Raw genomic sequence first — 24,731 nt, 5'->3', positions numbered from 1 at the left:
TTAAATATTGGAAGAAAGGTAGTCGGAGAGGCCGCCTTTAGCGGGAATCCGATAGAGAGGTTCGTAGTTAACCCAGTACGGGTCAAAGCGTACAAAGCTAATTCTAGATGCAATATTTGCGTACAGAATTAGTAACTATTACACAAGAGGAAGCTCTCAACAATATACAGGAGGCGATCGAGCTTTATTTACAACCTGATGCTATCGACCTTCTACCCGGAGCAGTAATCCGTGAGGTTATGGTGGGATGACTCGACTCGGGAGGTGGTAAAATAGTCCGATGCCTGTAAAACATTAACAAAATATGACTACTCTGTTGCAAAAAGCATTCACAGAAATCCAGAAACTGCCAGAGTCTCTTCAGGATGAACTTGCTCAACAATTGCTGGAAGACATTGAAAGTGAATTAAAATGGCAGCAAAGCCTTTCTAACGAAGATCTGGAATTGGGAGCTTTAATAACAATGGCACAGGAAGCCCTGATAGAAGAACAAGAGGGGAGAACAGAAGATAAAGGCTTTGGAGAAGAATGAAGTCAGCCAGAACCAAGAGGTTTCGTCAACTTTTTCTCAGTTTGCCGCAAAGGGTACAAGAAACAGCCAAGAAAAATTACGAGATTTGGAAAGAAAATCCATTTCACCCCAGCCTAGAGTTCAAAGAGGTGAAACCAAGAGAAAAAATCTGGTCAGTCAGAGTCGGCATTGGATGGCGAGCATTAGGGATTAAGAAGTCAGATGAAGAAAAGATAGTTTGGTTCTGGGTTGGGTCGCACTCCGAGTATGACAAGATTATAGGTAAGAATTAGGAGCGATCTAACCAATCACTGCACCCGACCGAGAGTTAGACTAATAATATTATTCAAGGTTCATGATAGCGGGTCAGTGCGATCGCCGATCAACTTGGTCTGGGTTGACGGCCAACGGTTGACCCGCTATCAGTTCTTCCAGCCTGTAAATTTAAAATAAGCAGTTGGTCATAGCAGATCATTTACCGGTAAAACATTAAGGAAGGTAAATTTTCTTTGTGGGGGAGGGCAATGTCCAAGCTTGTAGCAACACTTCCAGATGGCAAGGTCTGTGATTTCATAGACCAGAAAACCCGTAATGATACGCCCGAAGAATATGTTCGCCAGAACATCGAGCGTCGATTGGTGCTGGAATTGGGCTATTTGCCAGAACAGATCGAGGTTGAGTATCCAGTTAAGCAGGGTAGTAAGACTGTTCGAGTGGATCTGGCTATTTTCCGTGAGGGGGATCAACACAATCAGGAAAATATTTGGATCATTATTGAGTGCAAAAAAGACTCAGTACCACCCTCAGCCAGTAAAGACGGAGTTGAGCAGCTTCGATCTTATATGGCGGCTTGTGATAACTCTGAGTGGGGGATGTGGACAAATGGTAGGAAAAAGACCGTCTTGCGTCGAATTAGGACAGAGGAAGGCATTGAGTATGAAGAGCCTAATGATATTCCTTCTAAGAATGGTAATGTTGAGGAAGTTGATCGCCCAACTCGTGAGTCACTAAAGAATGCAGTTGGTGATAATTTACTGTTTTCTTTTAAGATTTGCCACGATCATATTTATGTAACGGATGGGCTACAAAAACAACCTGCTTTTTTTGAGCTTTTAAAGGTTATTTTTTGCAAGATTCATGATGAGCGTAATTTTCCTAATCCTTTAGAATTTTATGCAACAGCGAAAGAGAAAAAGAGTAATGATGGTCGGTTAACTGTTTTTAATCGCATTAGCAAGATTTTTAGCGCAGTTAAAAAGCAATACCCTGCTATTTTTGATGCTAATGATGAAATTAAACTTCAACCTCGTTCTTTAGCTTATATTATCGGTGAGCTTCAACGCTATAGCTTTCTGAGTACAAATATTGATGTTAAAGGGAAAGCCTATGAAGAACTGGTTGGCGCAAATTTAAGGGGCGATCGTGGTGAATTTTTCACACCTCGAAATGTGCAAAAAATGACTATTCGTATGCTGGAGCCGAAAGTTACTGATAAGATTCTCGATCAATCCTGTGGCACGGGTGGCTTTTTGGTAATTGCAATGAATGAGGTAATCAAAAAGTTAGAACAATTAGCAGGAGTAACTAGCCAATCGGATATTTGGATGCGAAATGCACTCAATTCTAAAATTCAAGAAACAGCTAAAATTAATTTCTTTGGGATTGATATTAATCCAGATTTAGTCAAAGCGACCAAGATGAATATGGTGATGAACAATGACGGCTCTGGAAATATTCTTAGACAAGATTCTCTGTTACATCCTCATCAATGGGAAGATAGTTTTCGGAAGCAATTTGCCACGGCTTTAGCTATCGATCCAAAAACTTTACGCAGTGAGAAAGATCTAGGTCATTTTGATGTAATTGCAACCAATCCCCCCTTTGGTTCAAAGTTACCAATTAAGGATGAAGAAACCTTAAAACAATATCAGCTTGCCTATGTTTGGAAAGAAACTGAGTCTGGTTGGGAACCGACAGAACAACTTCAGGGTTCTGCATCACCTGAGATCTTGTTTATTGAACGATGCTGGCAATTTTTGAAACCAGGGGGACGGATGGGAATCGTTTTACCTGATGCAATTTTGGGCGCTCCTGGGTTACTTTATGTGCGTTATTGGTTAATTAAGCATTGCCGAATTGTTGCTTCGATTGACCTACATCCTGATACTTTTCAGCCTCACAATGGGACGCAAACTTCGGTTTTGATTCTTCAGAAAAAGACTGAAAAGGAAATCGTTCAAGGAACAATGTCTGATTATGAAATCTTTATGGCACAGGTGAAGGCGATCGGACATGATAAACGGGGTAACATCACCTACAGACGCAATGAGGAAGGGGAAGAGATACTGGTTCCAACTAATCCAGAGTCAATCCCTTTGATCGAGCGAACGGCAACGGGTGAAGGTGTGGCTAGACCGCTACCTCGTCAGAAAGTTGAGGATGATGATACGGATTTGGTAGCTAATGAGTTTATTGAGTGGAAGAAAAAGGTGGTACTAGGATGGTAACTTACGCTTTTAAATCTGATTACACACCAGAGATACCTGATGATGAGTCGGAGAAACTATCGACGACGATCAAACTCAGTGAAGTCCTGGCTGCTGGTGTGCGTCTAGAGGCTTCTGCTTTTAGCATTGAGGCTCATAATGCAGTTACAGCTTTGACAAATAGTGATTTACCTCTTATTCCGCTTTATGGCAAGGAAGGTCTTTGTCAGGAAGCTCATAATGCTTTTCGCTTCAAGAGAATTTATGTAGATGCTGAACATGGTATTCCTTTTCTTTCCAGTTCTGACATTATTAGTTTGCGTCCAAGAATAGAAAATTATTTGAGTCGTAAATATACACAAAATCTATCTAAACTCTTAATTCAAAAGTGGGATATTTTAATTTCTTGTTCAGGAACTGTTGGTAATGTTAGTTTGGCGTGTGAAACACTAGCAGGGAAAGCTCTTTCACAACACGCTATTCGACTTCGGGCAACTGATCCTGATCTAGCAGGTTTTATAGCAGCTTTTCTTCGTAGTCGATATGGTCGTCCTCAGCTTACTCAGGCTACCTATGGCTCAGTTATTGTTCACATTGAACCAGAGCATTTAGAACGAGTTTTAATTCCCGATTTGCCGCCGATTCGCCGGATTGAAATTGGTCGCTTGATGTGCAAAGCAGGAGAATTGCGTGATGAAGCAAATCATTTGTTAGATGAAGCCGATCGCCTTCTCCATGAACGTTTAAATCTACCCTATCTCAAAGATATTGCTCCGCGTGGTAGTGCATCTTTTACGACTACGATCAAAGCTTCTCAACTCATGGGACGCTTAGAAGCAAGTTTTCACGATCCCGAAGCGATCGCTGCTGAAAAACAACTAGCTCAGTTACCTGTTGAAATTACTAAAATTGGCGATCAACGAGTCACCAAAGAAGTTAGAGCAATTACAAAGTTTAGAGAACGCACCTATGTTGACAAAGGTGGTATTCCTATGCTTAGTAGTAAGCAACTTTTTCAAGTCGATCCAATCGATGTTAAACGACTTGCCAAGGGCGCACATACCAAAGATTTACCTGAAATTCAACTAGAAGAAAACATGATCGCTGTTACTCGTTCTGGCACGATTGGGAAAGTACAGATTATTCCTAAATACATGGCAGCATGGACAGCTAGTGAAGATGCAACTCGGATTCTAGCATCTGATGATATTAATGCAGGTTATCTTTATGCTTGGTTAGCCTCAGATTATGGTTACTGTCTCATGACTCGATGTTCCTATGGTTCGGTAATTCTTGAAGTTGATAAAGAAATGTTTTCTTCTGTCCATATTCCATTACCAGAGTTATCTATTAGAAATGAAATTGGCGATCTAGTTCTCAAAGCTAACCAACTACGCGATCAAGCTTGGCGCAGTGAACAAGAAGCGATCTCGAAATTAGAAAAACTGATTTCTTCTAAATCAAATACACTTATGAATAATCAAACACCTATCGAAAGCTTCTCTTTCGCAAATATTAAATTTGACTATAATGCAGAACCAATCTGGGAATTAGCCGCCCGACTTTCTGCCAAAATCCCCAATGAAGAATGGGCAAAACTACCAAAAGACTTAGCCCAAAACTTTGACCATTATCAACAGCAACAGGATAGTTAGTGAGAGTCGTTTTCGCCGATACAGGTTATTGGGTTGCCCTACTTAACCCTAGTGATAATTTGCACAAAAAAGCTGTTCAGCTATCAAAAACATTGCATCCCGTCTACATCGTTACCAGTGAAGCCGTCTTCATCGAAGTCTTAAACGACTTTTCTAAACGTGGTGAGTATTTCCGTGACTTAGCCATAGAGCTAACTCAAAATTTGCGTTCTAACCCCAATGTTCGTATTGTTCCCCAAACCAGTGAGCAATTTGAACAAGGATTAAGACTATATCAACAGCGTAAAGACAAAGCATGGAGTCATACAGATTGCGTATCTTTCAAAATAATGGAAGAAAATGGAATCAGAGAAGCACTCGCTTATGACAAACATTTTGCCCAAGCAGGATTCACCGCTCTGATGCGGAATTGTCGGGTATGAGTTCGGAAGTAACGCCCGATTTTAGCAGAGAGTTTCGCCTTAAAAATCCCAACTTAGTAGATTTAGAAAAATGAGATGCAGCCTTCGTTTAACTGAATATATCGGATATAATCAAAGACAGGTCATTGAACGTTAAAGAAATACCGTGAACATCAGCCTAGATCTACCTTCAGAGCTAGAGAATCAGTTATCTACAAAATCCTCCTAAAACAGGGCTGGAGCTAGTTGCTTATTGGGAAAGCGTTGGGTTTATTGGCTCCCGACCTGATATTATCGATAGTTAGGAGCAGTCAAGCAAATTGCGCCATGAAGCTGAAACCCGTGAGCAGGCTTAGGTAGTAAATGTACCTTGTCGATGATGCTGACGAACCAGCACAGGTTCGTCGAGTTCTACAGCTTATAGCACCGTTATCTGTAAATATTCTCGTTTTCAAGGTTTAATTGGGCAATAGCTCCATCAATTAAATCACAGCCCTCCCCCAAGGATTCGATGCGCGAAAACCGATCGCGCCAAACCGCCGCACCGGTAAAATCCTGACAATACCAAGCCAGATGTTTCCGCGCTTGCCAGATACCGCGTTGTCCCTTGTATAGCCATAGCCCCTGTAAATGCTCTTTAGCTAGGCTTAACAGGTCAATAGAGGTGGGTTTCGGCAACTTTTTGCCTGTTTTGAGGTAATAATCGATTTCCCCCACTAAATAGGGATAACCGAGGGTTCCCCGCGAACACATCACCCCATCGGCCCGAGTAAATTCCAAACAATTAATCGCCGCTTCCACAGAAACAATATCACCATTAGCAATGACAGGAATCGATAAAACCTCCTTCACCCGTTTAATCCATTGCCAATCGGCTGGACCGTGATAACCCTGTTCCCTAGTGCGTGCGTGCAGGGTCAACATTTGCGCTCCCGCATCTTCCAAACGACGGGCAAAATCGATAATATTAATCTCCTGGGCGTTCCATCCCAAGCGAGTTTTCACCGTTACTGGCACCGATACCGCTCTCACCACTTCCCTAACAATTTGCTCGGCAATTTCTGGCTGTCGTAAAAGGGAAGAACCGCCGCCTTTTTTAGTAATTTTATTAACAGGACAACCCATATTAATATCGATGGTCATCGCTCCTTCTTTAACCGCTTTTTTCGCCGCCACAGCCATAAAATCGGGACGGCAATCAAATAACTGCATACTAATTGGTTGTTCTTTGTCCCCGATAACCATTAATTGCGGTAACTCTTGCAGCTGGGAGATTTCTGTCGCGTTAACCATCTCCGTATAGAGCATCGAATCAGGAGCAAAGCGTCTCACCAGGCGCCGAAAAACTAAATCGGTGACACCGGATAAAGGTGATTGCAAGACGCGGCTATGCACTTCTAAGTTACCGATTTTGAGAGGGGATGAGTAGATAGCCATAGAACCAGTTAAAAAATCAACAGCCAACACCAGCAAACCGAACAATTAGGGGATAGTTCCGTCACTGTTAGCATTTTGCCAACCCCTAATATATGCTTAACCGTCAACTTCTAGTCTAAAACTACCTGTATGATGATTGGAGAGGATAGAATCCTATCTCTCCTAAACGAGTAATTAAACAAAAATTTCGCTTTTTTTTATGGATAATCTGCAACTCTGGCAACGTTACCAAGATTGGTTATACTATCACCCTAACCTAGAACTTTATCTCGATGTCAGTCGGATTCCCTTCGATGAGGCTTTTCTCAAAGGTCTAGAAGCAAAATTCGAGCGTGCTTTCCAAGATATGGCAGCCTTAGAACAGGGTGCGATCGCCAATCCTGACGAACAGCGTATGGTCGGCCACTACTGGCTGCGCGCTCCTGAACTCGCTCCTAACCAGGAATTGCGGGACGAAATCACCGAACCCCTAGCACAGATCAAAGAATTTGTCAAGAAAATTCACTCCGGAGCAATTAAGCCGCCCAATCGGTCAAAATTCACCCATGTTCTCTGTGTAGGCATCGGGGGGTCTGCTTTGGGTCCCCAATTCGTCGCCGAGGCTCTAGCACCCGATTTTCCCGCCTTAGAGATTGCTTTTATTGATAATACCGACCCCAAAGGCATCGATCGCACCTTAGCCCATTTACCCCTAGCTACCACCCTGGTTATCGTCACCAGTAAATCCGGCGGCACTCCCGAAGCAAGAAACGGAATGTTAGAAGTCCGCAACGCTTACGAAAAACAAGATTTAGACTTTCCCCAACACGCGGTCGCCGTCACTATGCCTGGTAGCCAACTGGACAAATACGCCCAAGATTGGCTAACTTGTTTCCCCATGCAGGATTGGGTCGGTGGTCGTACATCAGAACTATCCGCCGTCGGTCTTCTCCCGGCCGCTTTGCAGGGTATCGACATCGATGAAATGTTAGCCGGGGCCAAAGAAATGGACATCGCCACCCGCGTCCATAACCTGAAAAAAAATCCTAGCGCCCTACTTGCTCTAGCCTGGTATCATGAGGGCAACGGCAAGGGAGAGAAAGATATGGTGATTCTGCCCTACAAAGACAGTCTCTATCTCTTTAGCCGCTATCTGCAACAATTGGTCATGGAGTCCCTCGGTAAAGAAAAAGACCTCGATGGCAAGACGGTTTACCAGGGTATCGCCGTCTATGGTAACAAAGGTTCCACGGACCAACACGCCTACGTCCAACAATTACGCGAAGGGATTCCCAATTTCTTCGCCACTTTTATTGAAGTGTTAAAAGACCGACAAGGAGATTCCATCGAAGTGGAAACCGGCTCCACTGCTGGCGATTTCCTCTCAGGATTACTGCAAGGTACTCGACAAGCTTTATACGAAAATAGTCGTCACTCTATCACTATCACTATCCCAGAGGTTACTCCCCGTCAGGTGGGGGCTTTAATCGCCCTCTACGAACGGGCCGTTAGTTTCTATGCTAGTTTAGTTAACATTAACGCCTACCATCAACCCGGGGTAGAAGCAGGGAAAAAAGCCGCCGCTTCTATTCTGGATTTACAAAGAAAAATCGTGCAAGTTGTTCGGGAAACGGGCACTTCTCTCGACCTAGCCACTCTAGCGGCCAAAATCGGGGCTAGTGACCAAGTTGAAGCTATCTATAAAATTGTCCGTCATCTCAACGCTAATCGGCGCAGTTTAACTATTACCGGCGATTTAAGTAAACCAGAAACGATCCAAATTTCCGCACGCTAATCAGTTATCAGTTATCAGTTATCAGTTATCAGATGTAAGTTTTAAGTTAATTAGTTATTTAGTTATCAGATGTAAGTGAATTAGTTAATTAGTTATTTATTTATAGCGTTTCCTAAGCTAGTGAGGTACACTTGTTTTTCTTCCCTTTTGCCTTTTGCCTCTTGCCTTTTGCCTAAAACCCATAACTTTTGTACCTCAGCAGACTGAAAAACGCTATATCTTCATCTTTATCCCTGTTTACTGTTTACTGTTTACTGTTTACTGATTACTGAATATAACTAACCATGGAAATGCTCGAAAACCTGAAAATGGCTTTTTCCGCTTTGATGGCCAATAAACTGCGTAGTGGTCTAACCATGCTGGGAATTGCTATCGGTAACGCCTCCGTCATTGCCCTAGTGGGGGTGGGTGAAGGAGCGCAAAAAGTCGCCCTAGAGCAGTTTGAAGCCCTCGGTCCGAATGTTTTATTTGTTTCCACCTCCTCGCGCAATGTCCGGCGGACAATTCCTAATCCCCGGCCGCTCACCTACGAAGATGCTCAAGCGATCGCATCTCAAGTTCCCGCCATTGCCGCCATTTCTCCCGAATTCAGCGGGAAAACAATCTTATCCTTCGGTAATAGAACCAGTAATAGCCCCCTAGTCGGGGTGGGAGCCGATTACCTAAATGTGCGTAACCGTCAACTATCTAAAGGTAGATTTATTATGGAATCTGACCTGAAACGGGATAATCGCGTGATTGTCTTGGGATCGGAATTAGCTAAAAATTTCTTTGGTAATCGCAATCCCGTGGGCGAAAATCTTCGCATCGGCAATCTTAGTTTTCAAGTCATTGGAGTTTTACAGGCGAAAGGCTCCTTATTTGAGGCTAATCAGGACGATCGAGCCTTAATTCCCCTAACTACCATGTCTAATCGGGTTCAAGGCCGCAGCTCTATCTTTGGCATTCCCCTAACTCATATTTCTGTCTTGGCCAAAAACTCCAGCCAAATTAAAGCCGCCCAGTTTCAGATTAGCAACCTGCTGCAAATGCGTCATCAGGTCAGCGACGAGAATTATGTGCAGATTTTCCCCCAAACCGCAATCCTAGAAATGGCCAAAGAAACTAACGATAGTTTAACTAGAATGTTAGCCTCGATCGCTAGTATTTCCCTTTTTGTCGGGGGAATCGGTGTCATGAATATTATGCTCGTGTCAGTCACGGAGAGAACCCAAGAAATCGGGTTAAGAAAGGCTTTAGGAGCGAAAGAAGGGGATATAAAAGGTCAATTCCTCATTGAATCGGTGATTTTAGCCACCACTGGCGGAATTATCGGCATTTTTGTCGGCATTCAAGGAATGTATCTAGCGGGAATTTTTGCCGCTTTAACCACCAGTGTCTCAATCCCCGCCATAATTCTCGCTTTAGGAGTTTCCAGTGCCATCGGTCTGATTTTCGGTGTTGTTCCCGCTCATCGTGCCGCTAAATTAGATCCAATCGTTGCTTTGAGAAGATTATAGTTGCTGAAACTATCCAATCTATCCTACTCGAGTCTGACCAAGACAAAAAAGTGAAACTTGAAATTAAGCAGCAATTTCTTGACTCTCTAAGACAGACTGAAAAGGGAGAAAGGGAGATTTCAGCCGAGGAAGTAGCTAAAAAACTAGGCTTAAATTGGTAATAGCCTACTTGGTAGAATTTACAGCCGAAGCAATCGCTGGTTTAGCAGCACTCCCTGCAATTATTCAAGAGCAAATTTTCGGTAAAGTTCGCCTGTTGTCGGACAATTTTGCCAATTTTAGTCCTCAAGCTTTCAGTGCTAATTTGACTGGTCTTTTCAAGCTTCGAGTCGATGACTATAGAGTTATAGTCATTTCAATTAAAATTGAGAATATCAATCCCAGAGTTTTTAAGGATTTTGTCGGTCTAGACTGTATCACACTTATTTGAAATGACTATACTCGTTAAGACTGCAAGGGAGCGCCAGAGCTGCGGAGCAGGGAGAGGCAGTTTGAGCATTTGTACTAAAAATTTCAATACGCAGTTTAAATTCAGTACAGCTTATCCATCTGGCACAGACAACTCCTGATTAGATAAGCCTTCCCACTTAGAATATCTACCAGACTAAGCCTGAATCCGCCGTAATTTCCCTGTTACTATCATTTTTATCTAGCCGACGGCTGACCGCTTCAAGATCACTGATCACTAAAATCACCGCGACGTTGGATCAGATCTGAGGGGCTAAGATTGGAGACGAAATTGCGAAAAGCTTGACGTTCCTCTTCATCCGCATCACGATCAACAGGAATAGAAGCAGAAGCGATCACTTCTTCCATTACCCAGATGGGACTGTTGGTACGCAGGGCAATAGCGATCGCATCACTGGGACGACAATCGATTTCTTTTTTGACTTCGCCGCGCTGGAGACAGAGAACAGCATAAAAAGTATTATCTTGGAGAGAATGGATGATAATCTTTTCTAAATCCATGTCCCAAGCTTTAAAAATATTAGCGATCAAATCGTGGGTAAGAGGACGAGGGGGTCTTTGTTGTTCGAGGACGGTGATAATGGCCTTAGCCTGATCTTGTCCGATGTAGATAGGTAGGGCGCGACGCTCGGAACCATCCTTCAGCAGTACAATGGGACTGCGAGTGATAGCGTCTAGGGCAATTCCAGCGACTTTCATTTCGATCATGACTAATGGCTTCTCCAAGATAGAGATTCAGCTAGGGAAGGAGTGGGAAAGCAACCTGAATAATATAGTGCTTCGTTACACTCACAGTATGCCCTAAGATGGCGGAGATTAGCCTCATCTTTAATGAAAAAAATACATCAGCTGCCGTCAGGAGTCAGTATTCAGGAGTCAGGAGTCAGGAGACTCCGAGACAGGAGACTCCGAGACAGGAGACTCCGAGACAGGAGACTCCGAGACTATTTCTATTTATTCTCCCCACACCCCACACCCCACACCCCAACTAAATTACTTAATTTGTGCTATGATGATAGTTTTGGGATAAATTTAAATAGGAGCAGACTGTTTGTATGTCTCGTTATAGAGGACCGCGCTTGCGCGTTGTGCGTCGTTTAGGGGAATTACCGGGCCTAACCCGTAAAAATGCCCGTCGTGCCTATGCACCCGGGCAACATGGCCAGGCCCGCAAAAAACGTTCAGAATATGCCATTCGTCTAGAAGAAAAACAAAAACTGCGTTTTAACTACGGTGTCAGCGAAAAACAATTAGTTCGCTATGTCCGCAAAGCTCGCCGGGCTACCGGTTCCACTGGTCAAGTGCTGCTGCAACTCTTAGAAATGCGTCTGGATAATACCGTTTTCCGTCTCGGTATGGCCGGGACAATTCCGGGGGCGCGACAATTAGTCAATCACGGTCACGTCACCGTTAACGGTAGAGTTGTGGATATTGCTAGTTATCAGTGCCGTCCGGGTGATGTGATTGGAGTCAGAAATCAAGAGCGTTCCCAGGATCTAGTCAAAAGAAATATGGAATACCCCGGTTTAGCCAATCTGCCGAGTCATTTGGAATTTGACAAAAACACCCTCGTGGGCAAAGTGAATGGCGTTGTGGAAAGAGAATGGATTGCCCTCTCGATTAATGAACTGTTAGTAGTGGAATACTACTCTCGGAAAGTCTAGGAAAAAAGCCTTTTCCAGATACCTTGAGGACGCAATTGGCAGCGTCCTTATTTTATTGGTTAAATTTAGGTTGACAGATAGCAAAAATTACGATGCTAGAAACAAAATTAGGGAAATATAAATGGCTCTCCCAGGTTTGGTGAGTAAAATGTATTCTAAGATACAGTCTTGCAGGCGACTAAGTGGAACGAACCACAGAGACACAAAGGACACAAAGATCGATCACTACTATATAAGTTGAACTTATCACACAAAGTCGAGAAGAGCCAATAAATCTCTCTTTCGAAAAAATTAACCAGACTGATAACTTAGTGCAGGTGTAACCAATAATTCAATTTGTGATTCTGCTACCTCTGCTGTATCTTGGAAAATCAAGCCTTCTAAACTGTATCCATCTTCCTCACCTTCGGGCTTCTGATAATATTCAACAATTGTGCCAATACTTCCTTTTTTGGCTCTTCGTTACTTGGTATGGTTCGATAGGGGGGCATAAATCGACTAAATCCTTATCTGGCAAGGGATTTAATTGATTAGTTCACTCTAGATAGAAAATAATTGACAAAAATCGCTAAATGCCTTTCTATATAGGGGTTCCATCCCTTATAACCCCCGTCCATTGCATAACACAAACCGAATAGCCCCTTTTTTTAAACCATATTCGGGAATATCTTCTGTTAAAAACACTTGGGAAAATAGCTTAAATTTCATCTTGCTTGCTCCTAAATGGCGAATAGCGTTACAAACTTTGTTTCTTGCTCAGTCACCATCCCCGTGTCTCCCCGGCCAGGGAGATAAATGTAAAGATTTATTAAATTGTATCTTAGAATACAATGTGTGAGCAAGGTAGTATATGTCGTTTTTTTTGGTCTCCACTGAGAGTCACGTTGCGCTGTCGTTCAGCCCAACCTTACGAAAGCCGCAAGCACGCTGAGATGTACCGATTGACGGAGTTAATCAACCATCGACTGGGAAAAGTTCCTGACTATCCCCACCCCTAGTAGGTAGTCTTCAACCAGTCAGCTGTGCACTTCAAACTTGAATTAGCCTACCTGATTAGTTTTGTAATTTAACCAAGTAAATCAGCCCATATGTCTTTGAGAGGATATTATGAAACTCCAGACTGAAAATAAAAAACCAGAATCCCAATACGAAAAAAACCAAGATTTTAACTTAATTAACCGATACCTACATTCTTTGAGGTATAAAAATCTTGTACAGACAATAAACAACTTTCAAGTGAATACTTCAAGACAAGGAAAGATTATAAAAATCCTAGACATAGGCAGTGGCTTTGGTCGAACTTTTTCAACATTGGATGAAAAATTTAATATCGATTACTGGGGGATAGAATTGTTTAAAGAGTGGCATGAAACTGCCTGCGAAAGATATGGTGAAAAAAACAATTTTCATAATATTTTGGGTTCTGCCTTAGACAGGGAAGTTTACAGTCGTATACCTGAGCCTGATATTGTCACTGCTCTGGAAACATTTGAACACCTACCGGAGCGAGATCTAGTCAGACTGATAGAGTTTTTAGCAGATACTGTAAAACCTCAACTCCTGATTGCCTCCGTCCCTGTCGAAATAGGACCTATTATTTGGATTAAAAATATTGGTTCGTTTATAACTGGATATGCTAGAAATGGATTCGCTAGGGGATATACCCTGGAAGAAACTTTTTGGGCGGGACTATACCAGTTGGATAAACTGCCTGTTCACGGAAGAGGTGAAGGTGTTGCAGACCATAAAGGGTTTGACCATAGATGGTTAACTCAAACCATTCGTCAAAATTTCAAGATACTGGAAATAAGAAAGTTTCCCTTTAATTTCCTCCCTGCATCCCTAGCCACCTCATTGTTTATAGTTGCGGTTACTAGGGAATGAAACCAATGTAGGCCTATGGCTAGGGAAACTGTCAAAAGGACTGAAGGATGTAAAATAAGGAACCAATAAATTTTAGAACCTTTTGTCAGTGAAACCGTCTACATTGAAACCAGTTTAGCATCGTCTCCTAAGATTGGTTTGAGCGCAATAATAGTCTAGAGAAAACCTACACAACCTAATTCCTTTAGAATATTCAAAACCTTGCTATATCTAGAAAACGGGTGGGTGCATCTCATATTTGTAAAAATATCATCTAGACAAGACACCATTAAGATAGGCACAACGTAAAGATAGAATAGAAGAAACGTTCTCATTATGAAAACTAAATTATCTCAGCTTTATGAAACTGATTTTAATTTGTGGCTTGAGCAAACCGTAAATCACTTAAAAAAGGGCAATTTAGAGGCACTCGATTTAGATAACTTAATCGAAGAAATATCCGATATGGGACGTAATAATAGACGGGAGGTATTCAGTCGTTTAAAAGTTCTCTTGATGCACTTACTTAAATGGCAATATCAACCAGAAAAACGGACTAATAGCTCAATAAATACCATTGATGAGCAAAGAGAACAATTAGAGCTTATTTTCAGGGATAGTCCTAGCTTAAAACCCTATTTAGCCGATATTTTCGCAGAATGTTATCAAAAAGCAGTGCGAGGGACGGTAAATGAAACTAATTTACCAAAAGAAACTTTTCCAGTTGATTGTCCTTTTAGCCAAGAACAGGTTTTAAAGTGGGATTATCTTCCTGAAAATAGCTTTTGAACAATGGATATAACTAGGGAGGAACAATTATTTATAGGATGGGTTAGCGGTAGCGTAACATGAGCGGGCGTTGGGTTTCATGCTTCAACCAAACCTACGTTCTACGTTCTTTCAAGAGTTCTCTGTCATCATCCCCGTGTCTCCCCGACCAAGGAGATAAATGTAAAGATTTATTAATTTGTCAGCGTATGATACAGTCTGGGAGAGGATTAGAGTGTTATGATGTTTATTAAAAGTGGATAGTAGACAGGAGGATTAAGTCATGGCTACTTACTACGGTACAAATCTTGCAGACTACTACAACTATACAGGAAGTCAACAACTTTATGCCTATGGTTATGGTGGCAATGATACCATCTGGGGTAATACCAACAATGATTATATTGACGGTGGCGACGACAATGATCGTCTTTATGGATGGTCGGGAAATGATACCCTATGGGGATGGAATGGCAACGATTATTTAGATGGGGGAACTGGCAATGACTATTTAGGTGGAGAATCGGGAAATGATACCTTATTAGGGGGATCAGGGAATGATTATCTAAGTGGTGGCATTGGTAATGATCGCTTAACTGGCTCTACATCTCGCACTTATAACAGTTATGAGTACGATACCTTAGCTGGAGGGTCTGGAGGGGACATTTTTGTACTAGGTGAAAGTGCTGGTAACTATTATCAAGGTGGTGGCTATGCCCTTATTACTGACTATAACGGGGCAAACGACTATATTCGAATTAAGAATACTCGTACACTTAGCCTATCGTATGCAAATTGGGGGGTCGGTGGTTCTGCTTTAGATACAGCCATCTATCAAAGCGGTGACTTAATTGGAGTCGTTCAAGATAACATCAGTATTGCGTTAACCAGTTATTACTTTCAATTTGTTTAGCATCGCCTCGTAGGTTGGTTTCTATAAAAAAAACGAGTTTCTTTAGGAAACCCGTTTTCTTTGATAGCTAATGCTTAATCCTAAATTGCTCGACAAAACATAATAAATATCCTCTTTATTCAGTCAGAAGTATTTTCTTGCCAAATAGCCAAGGCCATTTGATGAACAAATCGCCAAGGTAGATGATGCTGACGGGCAATTGCGGCACAATCTTCGTATTCTGGTTGTACGGTAATCGGTTGATTAATTGACTCTTTATAGGCAACTTTTAGCCGAATTTGACCATAGACAGTATCGATCGATTGTATCTCTCTTTTTAAGATTGATCGCTCTTGAATTGTCCTTCTAATGCCTAAAGTAGTGGTTTCCTGAAAGATCATATTTTCACAAATAGCAATTTTATCCAAGTCACAAATTACTGTCAAAAGTATTCCCAAACGGGATTTTTTCATAGTAATTGCTTGACTAAATACATCCAAGGCACCCACTTGTAATAAAGACTCACTTAAGTAGGCGATCGCTTGCGGATTTAAGTCATCAATTTGAGTTTCTAAAACTGCCACGGTTTCGCTTTCATCTAGCTTTTCTGATTCTTTTTTCCCTAACCAAAGCCGGACAAGATTGGGAATCGGTAAATCTTTTGTCCCTGCTCCTAAACCGACCTTTTCTAACTGCATTTTCGGCGGTTTACCGAAACTTTTAGCTAAAGTTGTCACAATAGCTGCCCCCGTAGGTGTTACTAACTCCGCTTCGATGCCATTACTATAAATTGGTACTTGTCCCTGACTGAACAATTGTACTACTGCTGGCACAGGAACCGGTAAACGACCATGGGCGGCCTGAACTGTACCGCCGCCGGTGGGTAGAGAAGAACAGTATAATTCACTCACCGATAGCCAATCCAAACCCAAACAAGTCCCGACGATATCGATAATGGCATCGGTTGCCCCGACTTCGTGAAAATGCACTTTTTCCGGTGCGATCCCGTGAACAGCCCCTTCTGCGATCGCAAGTTGTTGAAAAACCGCTAAACTCCATTCTTGGACTTTCTGGGGTAAATTTGCCTGTTTAATTAAATTTTCAATCTCCAGTAAATGGCGAGCGGGGGTATGATGGTGATGGTGGTGATGATCAGCAGACTTCTCGGCAGTGACATCGACGTGAATCTTAGTGGCAATTTGACCGCGACGATGCACTTTTTCGGCCCTTAACTGATATTCATCCTCAATTCCTAAAGTTTTTAGTTGTGCAATCAGGTATTCTAAGGGGACTCCTAAATCTACTAACGCCCCTAAACACATATCCCCGGCAATTCCCGTGGGACAATCCCAATAGGCGACGATTTTGCTATCATGGCTACTATTTACTCTCTCCATCCGGAAAATCCCCAACAACGTTCTATCCAAGAAATCTGTCATGCCCTGAAAAATGGGGCAATTATGCTTTATCCTACCGACACCGTCTATGCGATCGGTTGCGATCTCAATGTGAAATCCGCCGTCGAACGAGTTCGCCAAATCAAGCAACTATCTAATGATAAACCCTTGACGTTTCTCTGTTCTTCTTTGTCGAATATTTCCGAGTACGCAGTGGTCAGCGATTATGCCTATAAGATTATGCGACGAGTTATACCCGGTCCCTACACTTTTCTCTTACCGGCGACTAAATTAGTGCCGAAAGTGGTGATGAATCCGAAGCGGAAAACCACTGGTATCCGGGTTCCCGATCACGTTATCTGTCGCACTATTCTCGAAACCCTAGAAAATCCTATTATCTCTAGTTCTGCCCATCTTCCCGATCAGGAGGGGGATTTTCCCACCAAGGGATTAGAATCCGCTAGGCTATTCGATGCCCTCGATCATATAGTTGATTTAATTATCGAAGATGGTTCGGCTCCCGGTTCGGAAGTGTCAACAATTGTTGATTTTACCAGCGATCAACCGGATATCGTGCGTCAGGGTTTGGGTTGGCCAGAATTACAACAATGGTTATAACGAAGGCAAAAGGCAAAAGGCAAAAGGCAAAAGGCAAAAGGCAAAAGGCAAAAGGCAAAAGGCAAAAGGCAGCTTTGTTCTCCCCACACCCCACACCCCACACCCCACACCCCACTGATAACTGATAACTGATAACTGTATCGGTTATTGCGACTTTTTATTTCCTGAAAACCGCCTTGTGTAAGCCGAGTTAGTTGCTTAAGATAGAGGTAATCGCAGTCAGAGAAAACCTCTCAAGGAAATTATTACTATGGCTTTCACTCTTTATTCTCCCTTCCTAGAAATTAATTCTGTTCAACGTCAAATCGATCAACTTTTTCAAGAAGTATTACCGACAACTTCATCGGTATCTCGTCCCCCGGTGGAAATCTCTGTTAATGAGGATTCCGTGCAATTGAAAATCGAATTACCCGGTGTGGATATTAAAGATATCGATGTGGAGGTTAGCAAACAAATGGTGGCTATTAATGGGCAACGTCAACGCCCTGCCGAGGTGGAAAACAGCGAATTTTATTATGGTAAATTTAGTCGCTTGATTACCCTGCCAGTAGAGGTGCAAAATAGCCAAGTTACCGCTAACTATCAAGACGGTATTCTTTATCTCACCCTCCCGAAAGCGGTGGCAGAAAAAAATAAAGTGGTGAAAGTTAATCTTGGTTAGATGAGAAAAAGACTGGAGAATTTCTCCAGTCTTTAGTTTTATTTGTGGTCGCTAACTGTTAATTGGATTCTTTGCCATTTACGTTAACGGGACGGGGTTGAATAACACCAAAACCGCCGTGATTGCGTTGATAGATAACGTTGATTTCGTTAGTGTCTTTGTTGCAGAACATAAAGAAATCGTGATCGACTAATTGCAATTGTGTTAGTGCTTCCTCAATAGTCATCGGTGGCATAGCAAAGTATTTCATCCGCACTACTTCCGCAGGTAATTCGGGAGTGCGATCGCCAATTAGGTTATCATCTAAGGGTTTCTCTTGCACCACCTCGCTAGTTTTAACGGTGGCATTGGTGCGATGATCCACCAGTCTCTCTTTATACTTGCGGAGTTGACGAGCGATTTTATCAGAAACTAAATCAATACTTGCGTACAAATTTTCGCTTCCTTCTTGAGCGCGAATCACTGTTCCATTAGCATAAACCGTTACTTCCGCTTTGTGGCGATCGGGAATGCGTGCATTCTTTTCCACGGAGAGGTGAACATCAACTTTTGTGGTTATGCCGTTAAAATGTTTCACCGCTTTCTCCAGCTTTTGTTCGACATAATCATGAATAGCTTCGGTGACAGCGATATTATTGCCCTGAATCAATAGCTTCATACTCACTACTCCATCTAAAAATTTTGCTATAGACCGTCCACATCAACTATTTTTAAGGGATGTTGATGCTAGGAATTTAATCCTCAAAAATCCGCTCGATCGCGCTGTTGTCAGAGGTCACAGTCTAGATATTGTCGGTGTTTTCGTTCTCTTTTTTTTGTCGGATCGCGCGGAAAATTCATCGGGTCGAGCGCCTATTTGCAACTAGATTTATTTACCTCTATTCTAACAAGTTTCTCTCAACCTTTTCTTAACAGAAGTGCGAAGTTCTGTTAACTTTTATTTAAAGAAACCGATTTTCGCCGCCAGCAAGAGAATCCGGTGATTGTTTCTCCTGTGGGACGGTTAACATCCGAATAGATGGGATATCCTTAGATTAGCACTTAGTATTCTCCCCAACATCTATATCTTCTCTTCTTTTAATCTTCCTTTGCGCTCCTTTACATTTCTTAAATATTTTGACACATCTCGCAATGAATGCTCAAAAAATACCTCGTCTCTGTGGGCTGAAAATTCAGGCAATTACCCCCTATTCTCTGGCCTGGGCGCAACAGCGATCGCTGGTGGGGGCGAGAATTGCCGATCCTGACTTACCCGATGTGCTGCTCCTACTGGAACATCCCCCCGTTTACACCCTCGGTACTGGTTCAGATATTAAGTTTATTAAATTTAATCTTGACAAAACCGATAAAGAAGTGTACCGAATCGAGCGAGGAGGAGAAGTCACCCATCACTGTCCGGGGCAGTTAGTGGGCTATCCGATCCTCAATTTGCGCTATTATCAGCAGGATTTACACTGGTATTTGCGACAATTAGAAGAAGTCATCCTGCAAACTATCGCTATTTATGGATTGTCGGGGGAAAGAATCGCGGGACTGACGGGGGTATGGGTAGAAGGGTATAAAATAGCGGCGATCGGTATTAAAGTTAGTCGTTGGATTACCTATCATGGTTTTGCCATTAATGTTTGTCCGGATTTAAGCGGTTTTGCCGAAATTATTCCCTGTGGGATTGCTAATAAACCCGTGGGCAGTTTGCAGCAGTTTCTGCCTAATATTAGTCTTATGCAAGTACAGCAAGATTTATCGAGAGTTTTCGCCTCAGTTTTCGGTGTGGAATTATTTTCTCTTGACAAGGATTAATATGAGCGATCGCAAAGACCCAGAAAAACTCGCCGCAGAAAATAGGGCCGATAACCCCGAAAATAACGGTAAAACCAGTTTATCAGCCCCCGATGCCTCCGAATACGTCTCCTCTTTATCTTCCCGTAATCCTCTGCGTCAGCGCATCCTACTATTAAAAGATCTTCGGCCGGGTAACGCGGGGTTACTGTTGGCCCCCCTGATGGTGATGACTATCGGCCTCGTCTTTAGCTGGGACTGGTTAGGCTTTTCTGGGGCGATAGTAGCGATATTAATATCTTTACAGGTGATTTTGCCCTCTATTCGCCAGTGGATCGCCCATTATCTCACCCCCTCTGAACGTCAGACGGTTTTCGCTTTTATCGTTTTTATAGCTGCTCTGGCCGGATTAGGGAAATATTTAGGGGTTTATGATCGCATATTGCGATGGTTGGAGAGTTTTAAATACGATGAGTTCGGTTCCTGGGCCGAGTGGGTGGGGGCCTTGGGACAGATTATGATCGCCGTGTTAGCGGTCTATGTGGCTTGGGAACAGTACGTTATTTCTAAGGATTTAACCATACAACAAAATCGCATTACCCAACAACAGACGATCGATTCCTATTTTCAGGGCATTTCCGATCTAGCCTTGGATGAGGAGGGATTTTTAGAAGATTGGCCCCAGGAAAGAGCGATCGCAGAAGGTCGCACCGCTTCTATCCTCAGCAGTGTCGATGCCTCTGGGAAAGCGAAAATACTGCGTTTTTTGAGTCAATCGCGGCTATTATCACCGATTAAACGCGATCGTTATCTAGGCCGACCGATTCTAGACGGGGAAGGGGGTTATGCGGAGGATCGAGAGTTCGGTACAAGAGTAGTACAATTGGGGGTAATGTTAGCGGGGGCCGACATTTCTGGGCAGGATCTGCGCTGGACCGATTTAAGCGAAGCGAATATGGTGCGGGCCGATTTAAGTTATAGCGATTTGGTGAAAGCAAATGTATCGCGGACAATTCTCTACGAAGCTAATTTAAGAGGGGCAGATATCAAAGGGATGCGTTTATTTTATGGTTCCCTAGAAAATGCTACCCCCCGCAGTCGTACCGTTCCCCCCAATTATGACAGTGGAGAACACACGGGAGCAGTGGTAGAAAATGTCAATTTTACCGGGGTGAAAAACATGAGCGAGGAACAACGTCACTATTGTTGTCGTTGGTGTGGGGAAAAGTCCCGCGCAACCATTCCGGGGGGATGTGCTGATATTGCCAATCTTTTGGGCCGTTAACGGAGGCGATCGGCAGGGGGCAGTGTTATAATCAGTGGTATTCATTGCTAATAATTCCCGCAAACTTATGAATCAAAAAGTCGTTATTCTTGCCACTGCTTCCGCTAGTTTATTAACCCTATTAGTTACCACTAACTCCGTACAAGCTGCCCCAGAGTCCTTTCATCCTAGTTTCAATACCGAGAACTTAGGTGACATGATTATCGCCAAGACAACCGGGGAAGAAAATCCGATTTTACGTCATCTTAATTGTAGTTGTGCCGCCTGCACGCAATCCCTTAACTCCTCACTCAATTGATAATTTTCCGCCCCAACGATCCTGGGGGATAAAAGTCCGCTCTAGATTAATTTTTGCCACGGGTTCCGTGAGGGTAAATTCTCCCGATTCGATCAGTGCTTTTAATTCTAAAGCGGCTTCCCGGGACAGGGAAATACTGGCCAAAGGAGCCACCCTCACACTTTTTCCCTCGATCATAATCCGACCGCTTTTTAGTTTAGCGTAGGTGATTAAACCAAAGGTAGGACGGACTCGCCGGGGAATCGAAAAATCCACCACTGGAGCGACAATTTCCTCATCTTTTACGGCACAATGTCGAACGATTTCCTCGCTTAAAATCGGAATCGGTACTGCTACCCCTAACATTAAAGAAGCCCCATAATTTTTGAAATAACAACCCCGCACCCAGCGAGCATTCATTTGTTTAGCATCCCCAATTAAGGCTAAGGTGGAAGCGGGACCAATAGGAGTTCGATTTTGTAGGCGTTTTTGCAGGGGAAAATGTTGGGTTCCTTCCCAGGCAATATAACCGATTCCTCCTCCCAAAAAAATGCGCGTACCGATGCCGATAGCCTCTAAATCTGGGTCATTTAACAGGGGAGAAATTGCCCCGGGGTTAGAATACACTGCATTACCTAATCGTGGCTGTAGTGGTCCTAAATAAGTATATAAAGTCCGCTCTCCCCCATTGACTCCGACGATAAAATTCTGGTAGAGATTGCGAGGATTAAAAAGATAAAATTGATTGATAGTCTCCTTAGAAATAATCGTTTCAAAAGAAGTGCGAGGATAACAATCGGTGGCCTGGCCGACAGCGCGCAATTGAATCGATTTTCCAGCGATTAAATCCTCAATAATATGTCCGCCGCCCCTTTCGGGATTTTCTCCCTCTAAATTCTCATTTTTGGCCGCTAGATCACTAATAGCACTGGCTCCTAAGTATAAATCCACCGCCCCAAAACCAGCATAAGCAGGAATCCCATCTAACCAACATTGACGAATTTTTATCGGCGGATCCGTCTGACCTAAATTAATAATTGCCCCCGAAGATTCCATCGGTTCAAAAGTTCCCGTACAAACCACATCTACTTGGGAAAAAACCTCCTTAATTCCCATCTCGCTCACGCGGCTTTTTAATTCCTCTACTGTCCAGACTACAGCAGTTTTTTTAGCGATCTTGTCGTTGATTTCAGCGATTGTTCTCATAATAAGTAGCTGGTTATAATTAAATTGAAGATGGATTCCCCCTTAATAAGGGGGTGCCGATCCCCCCTTAATCCCCCCTTTATTAAGGGGGATGCCGATCCCCCCTTAATCCCCCCTTAATAAGGGGGGCATCTGAAAGTTTTCAACACCTACCTACTTAAAAATTGGCAAGATGGGGGTTAGGGAGCTTTTTGCTTTTATCAGTCAACAGTTATCAGATGTGAGTTTTCAGTGAGTGGTATTAACTGAGCAGTATTAAATGGCCATAACAGTGCTGTCTTTTCACCGATTACTGATTACTGATGACTGATCACTGTTATAAGATGAGAAAGGGAAAATTTACGATCGAAGCTTTTCTATGACAGTTACACCCGTTCCGGCCTCCTTTAATCCTGTTTCTGGTCTAGTTAACCGTATTCTCGGCATAAAACCGCTTTTTGACATCGCTCGCTATCAGGCCCGCAATATGATGATTAAAAGAGCCGAAAAACTAGGCGTACCTTGGCGAGAAACCGTCAAACAATGGCAGCAACGGGATTGGAGTCAGGAACTGCAAGCGGTAGAAAATCCCGATCTCGTCTATCCCGAATACTACGTTTGTTCTTTCCACGCTTACGAAAAGGGCAATTTAGACTGGTTGCCAGCTTTTGAGGTAGAATCTGCCGCCTATGCTGTCCATTCTACCATCTGGCCCGGGGCGGGGATGGACGGCGACCCGCGATTGCGACGGGAATATCACCGGATATTAAAGGAGCAAATCAAGGCAAAAATTAACGATATTGTCGATTTAGGCTGTAGTGTCGGCATGAGTAGCTTTGCGCTGCAAGATACTTATCCGCAAGCGCGGGTAACTGGGTTGGATCTCTCTCCCTACTATTTAGCAGTTGCTCAATACCAGGCTCAACAAAAACAAAAGACGATTCAATGGCAACACGCGGCTGCGGAAAAAACTCAATTACCCAGTCAGTCCTACGATCTGGTATCTTCGTTTTTAATGTTTCACGAACTACCCCAACAGGCTACTAGAGAAATTTTCGCCGAAGCGCGTCGTTTATTGCGATCGGGGGGTTATTTGACGCTGATGGATATGAATCCGCGCTCGGAAATTTATCGAAAAATGCCCCCTTATGTCCTCACCTTACTCAAGAGTACCGAACCCTATCTCGATCAATATTTTACTCTCGATATCGAACAGGCATTAGTTGAAGCGGGGTTTCAAGCACCGATCATTACCCCCACCAGTCCCCGACATCGGGCGATTGTTTCGCGGGTTTCCGAATCATAATTTTGAGGTAATCAATGAAGATAATTTTTCGTCAAAGCTGGACAAAGATATTAACTATTGTCCCTCTCTTCCTGTTAATTTTTGCCAGCAAAACCCTCGCCCATCATGCCATGGCAGGGCAAACTCCCGATAATTTTTTAAACGGATTTTTATCGGGTTTAGCTCACCCGGTTATCGGTTTAGATCATTTAGCTTTTGTGGTGGCTAGTGGTTTAATTGCTGTGGGGATGGAACAGGGTTTATTAATTCCGATCGCTTTTGCGATTGCTACTTTAATCGGGACGGGGATTCATTTACAGGGAATAAATTTACTTTTTCCTGAAGGGATTGTTGCCCTTTCTGTGGTGATTTTTGGACTAATTTTAACCCTGAAAAAAGGGTTACAAAATCATTCTAATCTCTATACGATCGCTCTGGCAACTTTGGCAATGATCGCGGGAATTTTCCACGGTTATGCCTACGGAGAATCAATTATCGGGGCGCGAGTTGCCACTTTAGTTGCCTATTTAATCGGTTTTACCGTCATCCAATTAGCGATCGCATCTGGGGCTTTTTTCCTTGGCAGTGTCATCAAGGAAAAATTAGCCAAGCAAGCGACTCTAATTAGTAAGTTAATCGGATTGGCAATTATGGCGATCGGTACAACTTTTTTAGTGGGAATTAAGTAGGGTCTGCTGAAAAAGTTTGTTGGTGGGGGCAGGGTGTGGGGTGTGGGGTGTGGGGTGTAGGGTTTTACCGATTTTGAGGTAGTCAGTTACCTAATTTTCAGGGAAAAAGTACCTGAATTTTACCCCCGATCCCTCCA

General features: G+C 43.1%; 25 protein-coding genes. 20 read left to right on the top strand and 5 right to left on the bottom strand.

All coding sequences use genetic code 11. The features are described 5' to 3' along the window. Positions 1-107 precede the first annotated feature (107 nt). The 6 genes from IM507_RS13025 to IM507_RS13000 all read left to right on the top strand — a co-directional run bounded on the left by IM507_RS13025 (position 108) and on the right by IM507_RS13000 (position 5,074). A complete protein-coding gene (locus tag IM507_RS13025; RefSeq protein WP_228051454.1) occupies positions 108-251 on the top strand; it encodes a hypothetical protein in 144 nt (47 codons plus the stop codon). 53 nt (positions 252-304) lie between these two features. Beyond that, positions 305-532 carry a hypothetical protein gene (locus IM507_RS13020; RefSeq protein WP_002735837.1) on the top strand — a complete coding sequence of 76 codons (228 nt, stop codon included), beginning with the start codon at positions 305-307 and terminating at the stop codon, positions 530-532. Further along, positions 529-804, top strand: a complete 276-nt coding sequence (locus IM507_RS13015; RefSeq protein ID WP_002738270.1) for a ParE family toxin-like protein — start codon at positions 529-531, stop codon at positions 802-804. Before IM507_RS13020 ends, IM507_RS13015 begins: the two co-directional genes overlap by 4 nt. 231 nt (positions 805-1,035) lie before the next feature. Next, positions 1,036-3,018 (top strand): N-6 DNA methylase, encoded by a 1,983-nt coding sequence (locus tag IM507_RS13010; RefSeq protein ID WP_287637136.1) that lies wholly within the window; start codon positions 1,036-1,038, stop codon positions 3,016-3,018. After that, a complete protein-coding gene (locus tag IM507_RS13005) occupies positions 3,012-4,652 on the top strand; it encodes a restriction endonuclease subunit S (protein WP_287637135.1) in 1,641 nt (546 codons plus the stop codon). The genes IM507_RS13010 and IM507_RS13005 overlap by 7 nt, the downstream gene beginning before the upstream one ends. Next, a complete protein-coding gene (locus tag IM507_RS13000; RefSeq protein ID WP_287637134.1) occupies positions 4,652-5,074 on the top strand; it encodes a type II toxin-antitoxin system VapC family toxin in 423 nt (140 codons plus the stop codon). Before IM507_RS13005 ends, IM507_RS13000 begins: the two co-directional genes overlap by 1 nt. 408 nt (positions 5,075-5,482) lie before the next feature. On the opposite strand, the gene dusB is transcribed toward IM507_RS13000, so the two are convergent. After that, positions 5,483-6,490, bottom strand: a complete 1,008-nt coding sequence (gene dusB, locus IM507_RS12995; RefSeq protein ID WP_002776043.1) for a tRNA dihydrouridine synthase DusB — start codon at positions 6,488-6,490, stop codon at positions 5,483-5,485. A 199-nt stretch (positions 6,491-6,689) separates the two neighbouring features. On the opposite strand from dusB, the gene IM507_RS12990 reads away from it, so the two are divergent. The 3 genes from IM507_RS12990 (at position 6,690) to IM507_RS12980 (ending at position 10,193) form a co-directional block, all read left to right on the top strand. Then, complete coding sequence (locus IM507_RS12990) at positions 6,690-8,264, top strand: glucose-6-phosphate isomerase (RefSeq protein WP_287637132.1); 1,575 nt, start codon at positions 6,690-6,692, stop codon at positions 8,262-8,264. Between the two features lie 284 nt (positions 8,265-8,548). After that, complete coding sequence (locus IM507_RS12985) at positions 8,549-9,763, top strand: ABC transporter permease (protein ID WP_002738072.1); 1,215 nt, start codon at positions 8,549-8,551, stop codon at positions 9,761-9,763. Positions 9,764-9,932: 169 nt separating this feature from the next. Continuing rightward, entirely contained in the window at positions 9,933-10,193 is a 261-nt protein-coding gene (locus IM507_RS12980) for a type II toxin-antitoxin system RelE family toxin (RefSeq protein ID WP_002737784.1), read from the top strand. Positions 10,194-10,438: 245 nt separating this feature from the next. Here the strand turns inward: IM507_RS12980 and IM507_RS12975 are convergent, their stop codons facing one another. Next, the gene (locus IM507_RS12975) at positions 10,439-10,939 is read right to left on the bottom strand and encodes a bifunctional nuclease family protein (protein WP_002736902.1); all 501 of its coding nucleotides are present in this window, start codon (positions 10,937-10,939) and stop codon (positions 10,439-10,441) included. Positions 10,940-11,286: 347 nt separating this feature from the next. Between IM507_RS12975 and rpsD the strand changes: the two genes are divergently transcribed. From rpsD to IM507_RS12955, 4 genes are all read left to right on the top strand, one after another. After that, a complete protein-coding gene (gene rpsD / locus IM507_RS12970; RefSeq protein ID WP_002737433.1) occupies positions 11,287-11,895 on the top strand; it encodes a 30S ribosomal protein S4 in 609 nt (202 codons plus the stop codon). Between the two features lie 1,107 nt (positions 11,896-13,002). Next, positions 13,003-13,779, top strand: coding sequence for a class I SAM-dependent methyltransferase (locus IM507_RS12965; RefSeq protein ID WP_002736571.1), 777 nt, complete (start codon positions 13,003-13,005; stop codon positions 13,777-13,779). Positions 13,780-14,094: 315 nt separating this feature from the next. Further along, entirely contained in the window at positions 14,095-14,547 is a 453-nt protein-coding gene (locus IM507_RS12960; protein ID WP_123229977.1) for a DUF29 domain-containing protein, read from the top strand. Positions 14,548-14,809: 262 nt separating this feature from the next. Continuing rightward, complete coding sequence (locus IM507_RS12955) at positions 14,810-15,439, top strand: calcium-binding protein (protein WP_123229978.1); 630 nt, start codon at positions 14,810-14,812, stop codon at positions 15,437-15,439. 119 nt (positions 15,440-15,558) lie between these two features. On the opposite strand, the gene larC is transcribed toward IM507_RS12955, so the two are convergent. Next, positions 15,559-16,815 carry a nickel pincer cofactor biosynthesis protein LarC gene (gene larC / locus IM507_RS12950; protein WP_287637131.1) on the bottom strand — a complete coding sequence of 419 codons (1,257 nt, stop codon included), beginning with the start codon at positions 16,813-16,815 and terminating at the stop codon, positions 15,559-15,561. Here larC and IM507_RS12945 point away from each other — a divergent pair. Further along, a complete protein-coding gene (locus IM507_RS12945; protein ID WP_287637130.1) occupies positions 16,792-17,433 on the top strand; it encodes an L-threonylcarbamoyladenylate synthase in 642 nt (213 codons plus the stop codon). The two genes, larC and IM507_RS12945, sit on opposite strands and share 24 nt — an antisense overlap. Positions 17,434-17,683: 250 nt before the next feature. Beyond that, positions 17,684-18,094: an Hsp20/alpha crystallin family protein gene (locus IM507_RS12940; protein WP_002762759.1), complete on the top strand. Its 411-nt coding sequence runs from the start codon at positions 17,684-17,686 to the stop codon at positions 18,092-18,094. Positions 18,095-18,152: 58 nt separating this feature from the next. Here the strand turns inward: IM507_RS12940 and hpf are convergent, their stop codons facing one another. Continuing rightward, a complete protein-coding gene (gene hpf / locus IM507_RS12935; RefSeq protein ID WP_002735641.1) occupies positions 18,153-18,752 on the bottom strand; it encodes a ribosome hibernation-promoting factor, HPF/YfiA family in 600 nt (199 codons plus the stop codon). 473 nt (positions 18,753-19,225) lie between these two features. Between hpf and lipB the strand changes: the two genes are divergently transcribed. From lipB to IM507_RS12920, 3 genes are all read left to right on the top strand, one after another. Beyond that, positions 19,226-19,894: a lipoyl(octanoyl) transferase LipB gene (gene lipB / locus IM507_RS12930; RefSeq protein ID WP_190537647.1), complete on the top strand. Its 669-nt coding sequence runs from the start codon at positions 19,226-19,228 to the stop codon at positions 19,892-19,894. Between the two features lies 1 nt (position 19,895). Next, positions 19,896-21,158, top strand: a complete 1,263-nt coding sequence (locus IM507_RS12925; protein WP_190537637.1) for a pentapeptide repeat-containing protein — start codon at positions 19,896-19,898, stop codon at positions 21,156-21,158. Positions 21,159-21,225: 67 nt separating this feature from the next. Next, a complete protein-coding gene (locus IM507_RS12920) occupies positions 21,226-21,456 on the top strand; it encodes a hypothetical protein (protein ID WP_002737992.1) in 231 nt (76 codons plus the stop codon). On the opposite strand, the gene IM507_RS12915 is transcribed toward IM507_RS12920, so the two are convergent. After that, positions 21,445-22,641 carry a homocysteine biosynthesis protein gene (locus IM507_RS12915; protein WP_002753167.1) on the bottom strand — a complete coding sequence of 399 codons (1,197 nt, stop codon included), beginning with the start codon at positions 22,639-22,641 and terminating at the stop codon, positions 21,445-21,447. The two genes, IM507_RS12920 and IM507_RS12915, sit on opposite strands and share 12 nt — an antisense overlap. A 358-nt stretch (positions 22,642-22,999) precedes the next feature. On the opposite strand from IM507_RS12915, the gene IM507_RS12910 reads away from it, so the two are divergent. After that, positions 23,000-23,926 (top strand): class I SAM-dependent methyltransferase, encoded by a 927-nt coding sequence (locus IM507_RS12910; protein WP_287637129.1) that lies wholly within the window; start codon positions 23,000-23,002, stop codon positions 23,924-23,926. A gap of 14 nt (positions 23,927-23,940) precedes the next feature. Then, complete coding sequence (locus IM507_RS12905) at positions 23,941-24,594, top strand: HupE/UreJ family protein (protein WP_287637127.1); 654 nt, start codon at positions 23,941-23,943, stop codon at positions 24,592-24,594. Positions 24,595-24,731: the final 137 nt, after the last annotated feature.

Origin of the sequence: Microcystis sp. M20BS1, assembly GCF_020245305.1 — a bacterium.
Taxonomy (GTDB): Bacteria; Cyanobacteriota; Cyanobacteriia; order Cyanobacteriales; family Microcystaceae; genus Microcystis; species Microcystis ichthyoblabe_A.
The sequence above is the reverse complement of the archived record's forward strand: the minus strand, read 5'-3'. Positions and strand labels throughout refer to the sequence as shown.

Excerpts from the sequence above, each read along its gene's own strand:
- IM507_RS13005 (WP_287637135.1), top strand. The coding sequence starts at position 3,012 with ATGGTAACTTACGCTTTTAAATCTGATTACACACCAGAGATACCTGAT.
- IM507_RS12965 (WP_002736571.1), top strand. The coding sequence starts at position 13,003 with ATGAAACTCCAGACTGAAAATAAAAAACCAGAATCCCAATACGAAAAA.
- larC (WP_287637131.1), bottom strand. The coding sequence starts at position 16,815 with ATGGAGAGAGTAAATAGTAGCCATGATAGCAAAATCGTCGCCTATTGG.
- IM507_RS12990 (WP_287637132.1), top strand. The coding sequence starts at position 6,690 with ATGGATAATCTGCAACTCTGGCAACGTTACCAAGATTGGTTATACTAT.
- IM507_RS13020 (WP_002735837.1), top strand. The coding sequence starts at position 305 with ATGACTACTCTGTTGCAAAAAGCATTCACAGAAATCCAGAAACTGCCA.
- IM507_RS12910 (WP_287637129.1), top strand. The coding sequence starts at position 23,000 with ATGACAGTTACACCCGTTCCGGCCTCCTTTAATCCTGTTTCTGGTCTA.
- IM507_RS13025 (WP_228051454.1), top strand. The coding sequence starts at position 108 with ATGCAATATTTGCGTACAGAATTAGTAACTATTACACAAGAGGAAGCT.
- IM507_RS12940 (WP_002762759.1), top strand. The coding sequence starts at position 17,684 with ATGGCTTTCACTCTTTATTCTCCCTTCCTAGAAATTAATTCTGTTCAA.
- IM507_RS12945 (WP_287637130.1), top strand. The coding sequence starts at position 16,792 with ATGGCTACTATTTACTCTCTCCATCCGGAAAATCCCCAACAACGTTCT.
- IM507_RS12955 (WP_123229978.1), top strand. The coding sequence starts at position 14,810 with ATGGCTACTTACTACGGTACAAATCTTGCAGACTACTACAACTATACA.
- IM507_RS12975 (WP_002736902.1), bottom strand. The coding sequence starts at position 10,939 with ATGATCGAAATGAAAGTCGCTGGAATTGCCCTAGACGCTATCACTCGC.
- IM507_RS12960 (WP_123229977.1), top strand. The coding sequence starts at position 14,095 with ATGAAAACTAAATTATCTCAGCTTTATGAAACTGATTTTAATTTGTGG.
- lipB (WP_190537647.1), top strand. The coding sequence starts at position 19,226 with ATGAATGCTCAAAAAATACCTCGTCTCTGTGGGCTGAAAATTCAGGCA.
- IM507_RS12915 (WP_002753167.1), bottom strand. The coding sequence starts at position 22,641 with ATGAGAACAATCGCTGAAATCAACGACAAGATCGCTAAAAAAACTGCT.
- IM507_RS13010 (WP_287637136.1), top strand. The coding sequence starts at position 1,036 with ATGTCCAAGCTTGTAGCAACACTTCCAGATGGCAAGGTCTGTGATTTC.
- IM507_RS12925 (WP_190537637.1), top strand. The coding sequence starts at position 19,896 with ATGAGCGATCGCAAAGACCCAGAAAAACTCGCCGCAGAAAATAGGGCC.
- IM507_RS12985 (WP_002738072.1), top strand. The coding sequence starts at position 8,549 with ATGGAAATGCTCGAAAACCTGAAAATGGCTTTTTCCGCTTTGATGGCC.
- hpf (WP_002735641.1), bottom strand. The coding sequence starts at position 18,752 with ATGAAGCTATTGATTCAGGGCAATAATATCGCTGTCACCGAAGCTATT.
- IM507_RS13015 (WP_002738270.1), top strand. The coding sequence starts at position 529 with ATGAAGTCAGCCAGAACCAAGAGGTTTCGTCAACTTTTTCTCAGTTTG.
- rpsD (WP_002737433.1), top strand. The coding sequence starts at position 11,287 with ATGTCTCGTTATAGAGGACCGCGCTTGCGCGTTGTGCGTCGTTTAGGG.
- IM507_RS12920 (WP_002737992.1), top strand. The coding sequence starts at position 21,226 with ATGAATCAAAAAGTCGTTATTCTTGCCACTGCTTCCGCTAGTTTATTA.
- dusB (WP_002776043.1), bottom strand. The coding sequence starts at position 6,490 with ATGGCTATCTACTCATCCCCTCTCAAAATCGGTAACTTAGAAGTGCAT.
- IM507_RS12905 (WP_287637127.1), top strand. The coding sequence starts at position 23,941 with ATGAAGATAATTTTTCGTCAAAGCTGGACAAAGATATTAACTATTGTC.